Below are 12371 nucleotides of genomic sequence, written 5' to 3' on the forward strand. Positions count from 1 at the left end.
TACACTCGGTTCATCCTGACGAATTCGCACCCCTGTCGTGAGGCCGCCGGAATGACCTTGACCGCTTGTGAAGTAACTGCCGCGGAGGCTCCTTTCGACCGCGTTTCAAAGACCATTCCCCACCCATTGAGCTGGGGAGCCGCGCTGTGGTCGGTAGTCTCCGTGCGCTGGGCCACCGTGGCGCTGCTGCTGTTTCTCGCCGGACTAGTGGCGCAACTGAACGGTGCTCCCGAGGCCATGTGGTGGACGCTTTACCTGGCCTGTTATCTGGCCGGCGGCTGGGGCTCGGCATGGGCGGGCGCACAAGCGTTGCGGAACAAGGCACTTGATGTGGATCTGCTGATGATTGCCGCGGCGATCGGAGCGGTCGCGATTGGGCAGATCTTCGACGGCGCGCTGCTGATCGTGATCTTCGCCACGTCCGGTGCGCTGGATGACATTGCCACCAGACACACCGCGGAATCGGTCAAAGGCCTGCTGGACCTCGCGCCGGATCAGGCGGTGGTGGTCCAGGGCGACGGCAGCGAACGGGTGGTGGCGGCCAGCGAGCTGGTGGTGGGGGACCGGGTGGTGGTGCGGCCGGGGGACCGGATACCCGCAGACGGTGCGGTGCTGTCGGGGGCTAGCGACGTCGACCAACGCTCGATCACCGGTGAATCGATGCCGGTGGCCAAGGCCCGCGGTGACGAGGTGTTCGCCGGCACCGTGAACGGATCGGGTGTATTGCATCTGGTGGTCACCCGTGACCCGAGCCAGACCGTGGTAGCCCGCATCGTCGAACTGGTCGCCGACGCTTCGGCGACGAAGGCCAAAACCCAACTGTTCATTGAGAAAATCGAGCAACGCTACTCCCTGGGCATGGTCGCGGCCACCCTTGCCCTCATCGTTATTCCGCTGATGTTCGGCGCCGACCTGCGGCCGGTGCTGCTGCGCGCCATGACCTTCATGATCGTGGCATCGCCATGCGCGGTGGTGCTGGCCACCATGCCGCCGCTGCTTTCGGCGATCGCCAACGCAGGCCGTCATGGGGTGCTGGTCAAATCCGCGGTGGTCGTCGAACGCCTGGCCGATACCAGCATCGTCGCTTTGGACAAGACCGGTACGCTGACCCGTGGCATCCCGCGACTGGCTTCCGTCGCACCGCTGGACCCCAACGTGGTCGATGCCCGGCGATTGTTGCAATTGGCAGCTGCCGCAGAACAATCCAGCGAGCACCCGCTTGGCCGGGCGATCGTCGCGGAAGCTCGTCGGCGTGGTATCGCCATACCGCCCGCCAAGGACTTCCGCGCGGTCCCGGGCTGCGGGGTCCACGCCCTGGTGGGCAACGATTTCGTCGAGATCGCCAGCCCGCAAAGCTACCGCGGTGCACCGCTAGCAGAGCTGGCGCCGCTCCTTTCTGCCGGCGCCACTGCCGCCATCGTCTTGTTGGATGGAGTTGCCATCGGTGTGCTCGGGCTCACCGATCAGCTTCGTCCGGATGCCGTGGAGTCCGTCGCGGCGATGGCTGCATTGACCGCCGCACCACCGGTGCTGCTCACGGGTGACAACGGGCGAGCGGCTTGGCGGGTCGCTCGGAACGCCGGGATCACCGATGTGCGAGCCGCATTGCTGCCCGAGCAGAAGGTTGAAGTCGTGCGCGACCTGCAGGCCGGTGGTCACCAGGTGCTGCTCGTCGGCGACGGCGTCAACGACGCTCCCGCCATGGCCGCCGCCCGCGCCGCTGTCGCCATGGGCGCCGGCGCCGATCTGACCCTACAGACCGCAGACGGGGTGACCATACGGGACGAACTGCACACCATCCCGACGATCATCGGGTTGGCACGGCAGGCGCGCCGGGTGGTCACCGTCAACCTGGCCATCGCGGCCACCTTCATCGCCGTCCTGGTGCTGTGGGACCTTTTTGGGCAGCTGCCGCTGCCACTGGGTGTGGTGGGTCACGAAGGGTCCACTGTGCTGGTGGCCCTCAACGGCATGCGGCTATTGACCAACCGGTCGTGGCGGGCCGCGGCTTCGGCTGCGCGTTAGGCTCGATGTCGCAGAACTGACCAGGGCTGCGTTAGGGGTGCCCGTGACCACTCGAGACCTCACGGCGGCGTATTTCCAACAGACCATCTCCGCCAACAGCAACGTGCTTGTGTACTTTTGGGCACCGCTGTGCGCCCCGTGCGACCTGTTCACACCGACCTACGAGGCGTCGTCGCGGAAACACTTTGACGTCGTGCATGGCAAAGTCAACATCGAAACCGAGAAAGATCTGGCCTCGATCGCCGGGGTCAAGTTGTTGCCCACGCTGATGGCCTTCAAGAAAGGCAAGCTGGTCTTCAAACAAGCCGGCATCGCCAATCCCGCGATCATGGACAATCTGGTGCAACAACTCCGGGCATACACCTTCAAGTCCCCGGCCGGCGAAGGTATCGGCCCTGGAACAAAGACTTCATCCTGAGGCGTTGAGGCAGGCGTGACTACCCGAGACCTCACTGCCGCACAGTTCAACGAAACCATCCAAAGCAGCGACATGGTGCTCGTCGATTATTGGGCCTCCTGGTGCGGCCCGTGCCGCGCGTTCGCGCCGACCTTTGCCGAGTCGTCGGAAAAACACCCCGACGTGGTGCACGCCAAGGTCGACACCGAAGCCGAACGAGAGCTTGCAGCGGCCGCTCAGATCCGATCCATCCCCACGATCATGGCCTTCAAGAACGGCAAGTTGTTGTTCAACCAGGCCGGCGCGCTGCCGCCGGCAGCATTGGAGAGCCTGGTGCAGCAGCTCAAGGCCTACGAGGTGGAGGCCGGCGAAGCCACCACCCAGAACGGGCGAGCCCAACAAGCCTGACCGGGCGCCAGGCGCCCGGCTGTGCCCCACCGCTGCGCGGCGCAAGTCGTCGCCGGGTACCGTTCAACGGTGAGTTTGGTCCTCGTCGAACACCCGCGGCCCGAGATCGCGCAGATTACCCTCAACCGGCCGGAGCGGATGAACTCCATGGCATTCGATGTCATGGTGCCGCTCAAAGAGGCCTTAGCGCAGGTCAGCTACGACAACTCGGTGCGGGTGGTGGTGCTGACCGGCGCGGGTCGAGGGTTTTCTTCGGGTGCGGATCACAAGTCGGCGGGGGTGGTGCCGCACGTCGAGAACTTGACTCGGCCCACCTACGCGCTGCGTTCGATGGAGCTCCTCGATGACGTCATCTTAATGCTGCGACGGCTGCACCAGCCGGTGATCGCCGCGGTCAACGGCCCCGCCATCGGTGGTGGGCTGTGCCTGGCACTGGCTGCAGACATTCGGGTGGCCTCGAGTAGCGCCTACTTCCGGGCCGCCGGTATCAACAACGGGCTGACCGCCAGCGAATTGGGGCTGAGCTACCTGTTGCCCAGGGCCATTGGATCCTCACGTGCGTTCGAGATCATGTTGACCGGTCGCGACGTCAGCGCCGAGGAAGCCGAGAGGATCGGGCTGGTATCCCGTCAGGTACCCGATGAACAGCTGCTAGATGCCTGCTACGCGATCGCCGCACGGATGGCGGGATTCTCGCGGCCGGGAATTGAGTTGACCAAACGTACGCTGTGGAGTGGACTGGACGCCGCCAGTCTGGAGGCGCACATGCAGGCCGAGGGCTTGGGGCAGCTCTTCGTCCGGCTGCTCACCGCCAACTTCGAAGAAGCGGTTGCCGCACGGGCCGAGCAGCGGGCGCCGGTGTTCACCGATGACACGTAACAGCGCCCAAGACAACCGACGACCAGGGAGCGAATGTGATCACAGCTACGGACCTCGAGGTCCGCGCTGGCGCGCGCATCCTGCTCGCACCCGACGGCCCCGACCTGCGTGTGCAGCCCGGCGATCGTATCGGGCTGGTCGGACGTAACGGTGCCGGCAAGACCACCACGCTGCGCATTCTGGCGGGGGAGGTCGAACCCTATGCCGGGTCGGTTACCCGTGCCGGCGAAATCGGCTACCTGCCACAGGATCCCAAAGTTGGCGATCTCGACGTGCTGGCCCGTGACCGGGTGCTGTCCGCCCGCGGACTGGACGTCCTGCTCACTGATCTGGAGAAGCAGCAGGCGTTGATGGCCGAGGTCGCCGACGAGGACGAGCGTGACCGCGCCATCCGCCGTTACGGTCAGCTCGAGGAGCGATTCGTCGCGTTGGGCGGCTATGGCACCGAAAGCGAAGCCGGCCGCATCTGCGCCAGCCTAGGCTTGCCCGAGCGGGTGCTGACCCAGCAGCTGCGTACCCTTTCCGGAGGTCAGCGCCGCCGGGTGGAACTAGCCCGCATTTTGTTCGCCGCGTCCGAGAGTGGCGCTGGAAATTCCACCACCTTGTTGCTCGACGAGCCGACTAACCACCTCGACGCTGATTCGCTGGGCTGGCTGCGGGACTTCCTGCGCTTGCATACGGGCGGGCTGGTGGTCATCAGCCACAACGTGGACCTGGTGGCCGATGTCGTCAATAAAGTGTGGTTCCTGGATGCCGTGCGCGGCCAGGTCGATGTTTACAACATGGGCTGGCAGCGCTACGTCGACGCTCGGGCCACCGACGAGCAACGTCGCATCCGGGAACGCGCTAACGCCGAACGCAAGGCGGCCGCGCTGCGTGCACAGGCCGCCAAGTTGGGCGCCAAGGCCACCAAAGCCGTTGCGGCCCAGAACATGTTGCGCCGCGCCGATCGGATGATGGCCGCACTCGACGAGGAGCGAGTCGCCGACAAGGTGGCCCGGATCAAGTTCCCCACCCCGGCGGCGTGTGGACGCACACCGCTGGTGGCCAACGGTCTGGGCAAGACGTATGGCTCGCTGGAAGTCTTCACCGGTGTCGACTTGGCCATCGACCGCGGCTCGCGGGTGGTCATACTCGGACTCAACGGTGCCGGCAAGACCACGCTGCTGCGATTGCTGGCCGGTGTCGAGCAGCCCGACACCGGAGTGCTGGAACCCGGATACGGTTTACGGATCGGCTATTTCGCGCAGGAGCACGACACGCTCGACAACGATGCCACCGTTTGGGAGAACGTCCGGCACGCGGCACCGGATGCCGGCGAACAGGACCTGCGCGGCCTGCTGGGTGCGTTCATGTTCACCGGTCCGCAGCTCGAGCAGCCGGCCGGCACGCTCTCCGGCGGTGAGAAGACCCGGCTCGCGCTGGCCGGCTTGGTGGCCTCCACCGCGAATGTGCTGCTGCTCGATGAACCGACCAACAATCTCGATCCGGCCTCGCGCGAGCAGGTGCTCGACGCGCTGCGCAGCTACCGAGGTGCGGTGGTGCTGGTGACGCATGATCCCGGGGCGGCCGCGGCGCTCGGTCCCCAACGGGTGGTGCTGTTGCCCGACGGCACCGAGGACTACTGGTCCGACGAGTATCGAGATCTCATCGAGCTGGCCTGACCTAGATGCGGCTGCCGCGTAACGATTTCGGCCAAAGCACCACCGGGGCGGCGGCGGGTTCTTAGGCTAGGTGCCTGGGATCGACGGAGGGTACCGATGCGGAAGTCAAAGAAGACGCGCGATCAGCTGCTGCGCGAGTTGCGCAACGCCTACGAGGGCGGGGCCAGTATCCGCAACCTGGCGGCCACCACCGGCCGGTCGTACGGATCTATTCACAGCATGCTGCGCGAGTCAGGCACCACGATGCGCGGCCGCGGCGGCCCCAATCGCCGTTCCCGGCCGCGTTGATCCGCCGATTGTGAATCTGACGACGCGACAGCGGCGTGTCGCGTCGTCAGATTCACAGTCAGCGCATGTCAAGACCGACGCACCGAGTTCTCCACCAGGTCGAGGACGGCGGCTAGCCGCTGCGGGTCTTCGCCGGAGGCCAGCCGGGCCAGCAATCCGTCGAGCACCAGGTCCAGGTAGCACCGCAAAACGTCGCTAGGCACATCGTCACGCACCCGGTTAGCCTGCTTTTGCCGGCGCAGCCGATCGGTGGTCGCCGCCGCCAATTCCGCGGAGCGCTCCGCCCAGCCGCGGCTGAAGTCAGGGTCGTTGCGCAGCTTGCGTGCGATCTCCAACCTGGTGGCCAGCCAGTCGAACTGGTCGGGCGCGGCAAGCATGTCGCGCATCACACCGATGAGGCCTTCGCGGGATGCTACAGCCGCCATTCGCTCGGCATCCTCGCGCGCCAGCGCGAAAAACAGCGCGTCCTTGTCGCGGAAGTGGTGAAAGATCGCACCGCGCGACATCCCGATTGCCTGTTCCAGGCGCCGGACCGTGGCCTTGTCATAGCCGTATTCGGCAAAGCAACGGCGCGCACCGTCGAGGATCTGACGGCGGCGAGCCGCCAGATGGTCCTCGCTGACCTTGGGCACGGGCGCTCGGTCAGCCTGACTTCAGTATGTTGCGCAGCACGTACTGCAGGATGCCGCCGTTGCGGTAGTAGTCCGCCTCACCGGGGGTGTCGATGCGCACCACGGCGTCGAACTCGATCGTGGCGCCGTCGCCCTTGGTGGCCTGGACGCACACCGTCTTGGGTGTCTTGCCGTCGTTAAGCACGTCGATACCGGTGATGTCGAAGACCTCGGTACCGTCGAGTCCCAACGACGACGCTGACTTTCCTTCGGGGAACTGCAGCGGGATCACGCCCATGCCGATCAGGTTGGACCGGTGGATCCGCTCGAATGACTCGGCGATCACCGCCCTCACGCCCAGTAGCAATGTGCCTTTGGCCGCCCAGTCCCGTGACGAACCCGACCCGTACTCTTTGCCGCCGAACACAACCAGCGGAATGTGTTGCGCCGCATAGTTCTGCGCGGCGTCGTAGATGAACGCCTGCGGACCGCCCGGCTGGGTGAAGTCGCGGGTATAACCGCCGGACACGTCGTCTAGCAGTTGGTTACGCAGCCGGATGTTGGCGAAGGTGCCACGAATCATCACCTCGTGGTTGCCGCGGCGAGAACCGAAGGAGTTGTAGTCCTTGCGGTCGACACCGTGTTCGTCGAGGTAGCGCGCCGCGGGAGTTCCGGGCTTGATGGCGCCGGCGGGGGAGATGTGGTCGGTGGTCACCGAATCACCGAGCAGCGCCAGCACCCGGGCACCGCGGATGTTGCCGACCGGTTCGGGTTTGGCTGTCATCCCCTCGAAATACGGCGGCTTGCGCACGTAGGTCGAATTCGGGTCCCAATCAAAGGTGTTGCCGCTCGGGGTTGGCAGGTTGCGCCAGCGGTCGTCGCCCTTGAACACGTCGGCGTAGTTGCGGGTGAACATCTCCTGGTTGATCGCCGCGGCGATGGTGTCGGAGACATCCTGCTGCGATGGCCAGATATCGCGGAGAAAAACGTTCTTACCGTCTTTGTCTTGACCGAGCGGCTGGGTTTGGAAGTCGAAGTCCATGGTTCCGGCCAGCGCGTAGGCGATGACCAGCGGCGGCGATGCCAGGTAGTTCATCTTCACGTCTGGGTTGATACGGCCCTCGAAGTTCCGGTTGCCGGACAGTACCGCGGTCACCGAAAGGTCGTTGTCGTTAACCGCTTTTGAGATTTCCTCGGGCAGCGGCCCGGAGTTGCCGATGCAGGTGGTGCAGCCGTAGCCGACCAGATAGAAGCCGAGCTTCTCCAGATACGGCCACAGGCCGGATCTGTCGTAGTAGTCGTTGACCACTTGCGAGCCCGGGGCAATCGTGGTCTTCACCCACGGCTTGGCGGCCAGTCCCTTTTCGACGGCGTTGCGGGCCAGCAGCGCCGCGCCCAGCATTACTTCGGGGTTGGAGGTGTTGGTGCAGGACGTGATCGCGGCAATCACCACCGCGCCGTGGTCGAGCACGAATTCGCCGAGTTCGTCCGACTTCACCCGCACTGGGTTGCTCACCCGGCCATCGGCATGCGCGGCAGCCGAGTGCACGGTTTCGTCAGTGGCGACGTCGTCGTTGGCGAACGTCAGCTGCCCCGGGTCGCTGGCCGGGAATGTCTCCTCGACTACCTCGTCCAGCTTCGAGTGCGGGTCGTGGGGGGAATCCGGGGAACCATTGCCGACATAGTGGTAAATCTGCTCGCGGAATGTTGATTTGGCTTGCGCCAACGCGATTCGGTCCTGTGGACGCTTTGGTCCGGCGATCGACGGCACCACGTCGGATAGGTTGAGTTCGAGGTATTCCGAGAACTCCGGCTCGTGCTTGGGATCGTGCCACATGCCCTGCGCCTTGGCGTAGGCCTCGACCAGTGCGACCTGCTCCGGCGTGCGACCGGTAAACCGCAGATACTTGATGGTTTCTTCGTCGATCGGGAAAATCGCTGCGGTGGAACCGAATTCGGGACTCATGTTGCCCAGGGTGGCGCGGTTGGCCAGCGGCACCTCGGCCACGCCCTCGCCGTAGAACTCGACGAATTTGCCGACGACGCCGTGCTGGCGCAGCATCTCGGTGACGGTCAACACCACGTCGGTGGCGGTGACTCCCGGCTGGATCTCGCCGGTCAACCTGAAACCCACGACCCGCGGGATCAGCATCGATACCGGCTGACCCAGCATCGCGGCCTCCGCCTCGATGCCGCCGACACCCCACCCGAGCACACCCAGGCCGTTGACCATGGTGGTGTGTGAGTCGGTGCCCACGCAGGTGTCGGGGTAGGCCACTCCGTCGCGAGTCATCACCACGCTGGCCAGGTACTCGATATTGACCTGGTGCACGATGCCGGTGCCCGGCGGCACCACTTTGAAGTCGTCGAAAGCGCCTTGGCCCCAGCGCAGGAATTGGTAACGCTCACCGTTGCGCTGGTATTCGATTTCGACGTTGCGCTCGAATGCGTCGGCGCGGCCGAACAAATCGGCGATCACCGAGTGGTCGATCACCAAGTCTGCGGGCGCCAGCGGGTTGACCTTGTCCGGGTTGCCGCCCAGATCGGCGATCGCCTCGCGCATGGTGGCCAAGTCGACGATGCACGGTACGCCGGTGAAGTCCTGCATCACCACCCGGGCGGGCGTGTACTGGATCTCGATGCTGGGCTCGGCCTTAGGGTCCCAGTTGGCGATGGCCTCGATGTGGTCCTTGGTGATGTTGCTGCCGTCCTCGTTGCGCAACAGGTTCTCGGCGAGCACTTTGAGGCTGTAGGGGAGTTTCGCGGTATTGGGGACGGCGTCGAGACGATAGATCTGGTAACTCTTTTCGCCGACCTTCAGGGTGTCGTGGGCTCCGAATGAGTTCACAGATTTGCTAGTCACATCAACTCCCAGGGATTTGGTTCGCCCGCCGACGGGCCGTGTCGACGGCGTGGTGTCAGCCTAGCAGTACGCTTGTCCTGCTTTGTTGCCGTGTGGGTGCGCGCCGAAGTGCGAGCAGCGCGTAACGTGCCAGTAGCACGTCGGCAGGAAGGATGCGATGACCGGGCCATATTTTCCTCAGACGATCCCGTTCCTGCCCAGCTACATTCCGCAAGACGTCGACATGACCGCGGTCAAAGCGGAGGTCGCCGCACTCGGTGTCAGCGCTCCACCGGCGGCCACGCCGGGCCTGCTCGAGGTGGTCCAGCACGCTCGCGACGAGGGCATCGATCTCAAGATCGTGCTGCTCGACCACAACCCGCCCAATGACACACCGCTGCGTGACATCGCGACCGTTGTCGGGGCCGACTACTCGGATGCCACCGTCTTGGTGCTCAGCCCGAACTATGTCGGCAGTTACAGCACGCAATACCCCCGGGTCACGCTCGAGGCCGGGGAAGACCATTCCAAGACCGGCAATCCGGTGCAGTCCGCGCAGAACTTTGTCCATGAGCTGAGCACACCCGAGTTTCCCTGGAGCGCGCTGACCATTGTTTTGCTGATCGGTGTGCTGGCAGCGGCTGTGGGTGCTCGGTTGATGCAACTGCGCGGGAGGAGGTCAGCAACGTCGACTGACGCCGCCCCAGGGGCGGGGGACGATCTCAATCAAGGCGTCTAGCCAGCCACATCTATCTCTTCTCGTGTTGCCGCGCTAACCGGGCGGTTGTTTGCGGCAAACGCGCGAGGTCACCGTTGGGTCACATTAGTCGCACGTACCGGGGGCAGTTTGTGACTTACGTTTCCATAGCGTCAGATGTGACGTACGGTGCAAATGATGCTTGTGGTGTCGTTGGCGTTGACCTGCGCTGTCCCTCCGAGTTGAGCCCTAGGAGATCTGAGTCGAATGAGACGGAATCGCCGTGGCTCGCCAGCGCGACCGGCCGCACGGTTTGTCCGTCCGGCAATTCCGTCGGCTTTGAGTGTGGCCCTGCTGGTATGCACACCGGGGCTGGCTACCGCCGATCCACAGACGGACACCATCGCCGCGCTGATTGCCGACGTCGCCAAGGCCAACCAGCGCCTGCAAGACCTGAGCGACGAGGTTCAGGCCGAACAGGAAAGCGTTAACAAGGCGATGGTCGACGTGGAAACCGCTCGGGACAACGCTGCCGCGGCCGAAGACGACCTGGAGGTCAGCCAGCGCGCGGTTAAGGACGCCAACGCGGCGATCGCCGCGGCTCAGCACCGGTTCGACACCTTCGCGGCGGCCACCTACATGAACGGTCCCTCGGTCAGCTACCTCAGCGCGAGCAGCCCCGACGAGATCATTGCCACTGTGACCGCCGCCAAGACCCTTAGCGCCAGTTCCCAAGCGGTGATGGCCAACCTGCAGCGGGCCCAGACCGAGCGGGTGAACACGGAGTCGGCGGCGCGGCTAGCCAAGCAGAAGGCTGATAAGGCCGCCGCCGACGCAAAGGCCAGCCAGGATGCCGCGGTGGCGGCGCTCACCGAGACCCGGCGGAAGTTCGATGAACAGCGCGAGGAGGTCCAACGCCTGGCCGCCGAGCGCGATGCGGCTCAAGCCCGACTGCAGGCGGCCAGGTTGGTTGCCTGGTCCTCGGAGGGTGGTCAGGGTGCGCCGCCGTTCCGGATGTGGGATCCCGGATCGGGGCCTGCCGGTGGGCGTGCATGGGATGGCTTGTGGGACCCCACGCTGCCCATGATCCCCAGCGCCAACATCCCCGGCGACCCGATCGCGGTAGTGAACCAGGTGTTGGGGATCTCGGCAACGTCAGCGCAGGTCACCGCCAATATGGGGCGCAAGTTCCTGGAGCAGCTGGGCATCTTGCAGCCCACCGATACCGGCATCACCAACGCTCCGGCGGGCTCGGCCCAGGGCCGGATTCCGCGAGTTTATGGGCGCCAGGCTTCTGAATACGTGATCCGCCGCGGCATGTCACAGATCGGGGTGCCCTATTCCTGGGGCGGCGGCAATGCCGCGGGCCCGAGCAAGGGCATCGACTCCGGGGCCGGCACCGTCGGCTTCGACTGCTCAGGCCTGGTGTTGTACTCGTTTGCTGGGGTGGGCATCAAGCTGCCGCACTACTCGGGTTCGCAGTACAACCTGGGCCGCAAGATCCCGTCCTCGCAGATGCGCCGCGGCGACGTCATCTTCTACGGCCCGAACGGTAGCCAGCACGTGACGATCTACCTCGGCAACGGCCAGATGCTCGAGGCGCCCGACGTCGGTTTGAAGGTGCGGGTTGCGCCCGTGCGCACGGCTGGCATGACCCCGTATGTGGTCCGATACATCGAGTACTAGACGAGGATTCATGCGCCACACGCGTTTTCACCCGATCAAACTGGCCTGGATCACCGCGGTGGTTGCCGGCCTGATGGTCGGTGTGGCAACGCCCGCCGATGCCGAACCCGGACAATGGGATCCCACGCTGCCGGCATTGGTCAGTGCGGGGGCGCCCGGAGATCCGCTGGCGGTAGCCAACGCGTCGTTGCAGGCCACCGCCCAGGCCACCCAGACCACGCTGGATTTGGGCAGGCAGTTCCTCGGTGGGTTGGGAATCAACCTCGGCGGCCCTGCTGCCAGCGCTCCCAGCGCCGCCACAACCGGCGCGAGCCGGATTCCGCGGGCCAACGCCCGTCAGGCCGTCGAATATGTGATTCGCCGGGCCGGGTCGCAGATGGGGGTGCCCTATTCGTGGGGTGGTGGCTCGCTTCAGGGCCCCAGCAAGGGCGTGGACTCGGGGGCCAACACTGTCGGCTTCGACTGCTCAGGTCTGGTGCGGTATGCCTTCGCCGGGGTCGGCGTGCTGATCCCGCGGTTCTCCGGTGATCAGTACAACGCCGGTCGCCACGTTCCGCCCGCTGAGGCCAAGCGCGGCGATCTGATCTTTTACGGCCCAGGCGGCGGCCAGCACGTCACCCTGTATCTGGGCAACGGCCAAATGCTGGAGGCATCCGGAAGCGCCGGCAAAGTCACGGTGAGCCCGGTGCGAAAGGCCGGAATGACGCCGTTCGTGACTAGGATCATCGAATACTGAGCCAGGTGTGATTTGCCGGGCACCACCGCGGCGTCGACGGAATCCGGGAGGCCTGGAATAGTTGAACGCGGGCGCGTCGCTGCCCCGCGACGTTGGTCATGTCGGCAGTCGTGTCCGATTGAGCTGTGGAGGATTTTG

The 12371-nt window shown here is 65.0% G+C and carries 11 protein-coding genes; 9 read left to right on the forward strand and 2 right to left on the reverse strand.

Annotation, left to right across the window (positions count from 1 at the left end; genetic code table 11):
- Nucleotides 1-51 precede the first annotated feature (51 nt).
- The 6 genes from ctpD to MCAN_RS07845 all read left to right on the forward strand — a co-directional run bounded on the left by ctpD (nt 52) and on the right by MCAN_RS07845 (nt 5661).
- Nucleotides 52-2025, forward strand: a complete 1974-nt coding sequence (gene ctpD, locus MCAN_RS07820; RefSeq protein ID WP_014000786.1) for a cobalt-translocating P-type ATPase CtpD — start codon at nt 52-54, stop codon at nt 2023-2025.
- A 43-nt stretch (nt 2026-2068) separates the two neighbouring features.
- Nucleotides 2069-2443, forward strand: coding sequence for a thioredoxin family protein (locus MCAN_RS07825; RefSeq protein ID WP_003900345.1), 375 nt, complete (start codon nt 2069-2071; stop codon nt 2441-2443).
- Between the two features lie 15 nt (nt 2444-2458).
- Nucleotides 2459-2830 carry a thioredoxin gene (trxA, locus tag MCAN_RS07830; protein ID WP_003407501.1) on the forward strand — a complete coding sequence of 124 codons (372 nt, stop codon included), beginning with the start codon at nt 2459-2461 and terminating at the stop codon, nt 2828-2830.
- A 21-nt stretch (nt 2831-2851) separates the two neighbouring features.
- Entirely contained in the window at nt 2852-3709 is an 858-nt protein-coding gene (locus tag MCAN_RS07835; protein WP_003407504.1) for an enoyl-CoA hydratase, read from the forward strand.
- A gap of 35 nt (nt 3710-3744) precedes the next feature.
- Entirely contained in the window at nt 3745-5373 is a 1629-nt protein-coding gene (locus tag MCAN_RS07840) for a macrolide ABC transporter ATP-binding protein (protein ID WP_014000787.1), read from the forward strand.
- A gap of 96 nt (nt 5374-5469) precedes the next feature.
- The gene (locus tag MCAN_RS07845) at nt 5470-5661 is read left to right on the forward strand and encodes a helix-turn-helix domain-containing protein (RefSeq protein WP_003407511.1); all 192 of its coding nucleotides are present in this window, start codon (nt 5470-5472) and stop codon (nt 5659-5661) included.
- Nucleotides 5662-5729: 68 nt separating this feature from the next.
- Here MCAN_RS07845 and MCAN_RS07850 read toward each other — a convergent pair whose 3' ends face one another.
- Nucleotides 5730-6293, reverse strand: a complete 564-nt coding sequence (locus MCAN_RS07850; protein ID WP_014000788.1) for a TetR/AcrR family transcriptional regulator — start codon at nt 6291-6293, stop codon at nt 5730-5732.
- A gap of 10 nt (nt 6294-6303) precedes the next feature.
- A complete protein-coding gene (acn, locus tag MCAN_RS07855; protein WP_014000789.1) occupies nt 6304-9135 on the reverse strand; it encodes an iron-regulated aconitate hydratase Acn in 2832 nt (943 codons plus the stop codon).
- A gap of 157 nt (nt 9136-9292) precedes the next feature.
- On the opposite strand from acn, the gene MCAN_RS07860 reads away from it, so the two are divergent.
- From MCAN_RS07860 to ripB, 3 genes are all read left to right on the forward strand, one after another.
- Nucleotides 9293-9853: an Rv1476 family membrane protein gene (locus MCAN_RS07860; RefSeq protein WP_003407520.1), complete on the forward strand. Its 561-nt coding sequence runs from the start codon at nt 9293-9295 to the stop codon at nt 9851-9853.
- Nucleotides 9854-10078: 225 nt separating this feature from the next.
- Nucleotides 10079-11497: an NlpC/P60 family peptidoglycan endopeptidase RipA gene (gene ripA / locus MCAN_RS07865; RefSeq protein WP_014000790.1), complete on the forward strand. Its 1419-nt coding sequence runs from the start codon at nt 10079-10081 to the stop codon at nt 11495-11497.
- A 10-nt stretch (nt 11498-11507) separates the two neighbouring features.
- Nucleotides 11508-12233 (forward strand): NlpC/P60 family peptidoglycan endopeptidase RipB, encoded by a 726-nt coding sequence (gene ripB, locus MCAN_RS07870; RefSeq protein ID WP_003407525.1) that lies wholly within the window; start codon nt 11508-11510, stop codon nt 12231-12233.
- Nucleotides 12234-12371: the final 138 nt, after the last annotated feature.

Source organism: Mycobacterium canetti CIPT 140010059 (genome assembly GCF_000253375.1).
Taxonomy (GTDB): Bacteria; Actinomycetota; Actinomycetes; order Mycobacteriales; family Mycobacteriaceae; genus Mycobacterium; species Mycobacterium tuberculosis.

Bases quoted from the DNA above. Each gene is read 5' to 3' on its own strand.
- ctpD (WP_014000786.1), top strand. From the start codon at position 52: ATGACCTTGACCGCTTGTGAAGTAACTGCCGCGGAGGCTCCTTTCGAC.
- MCAN_RS07845 (WP_003407511.1), top strand. From the start codon at position 5,470: ATGCGGAAGTCAAAGAAGACGCGCGATCAGCTGCTGCGCGAGTTGCGC.
- MCAN_RS07860 (WP_003407520.1), top strand. From the start codon at position 9,293: ATGACCGGGCCATATTTTCCTCAGACGATCCCGTTCCTGCCCAGCTAC.
- ripA (WP_014000790.1), top strand. From the start codon at position 10,079: ATGAGACGGAATCGCCGTGGCTCGCCAGCGCGACCGGCCGCACGGTTT.
- ripB (WP_003407525.1), top strand. From the start codon at position 11,508: ATGCGCCACACGCGTTTTCACCCGATCAAACTGGCCTGGATCACCGCG.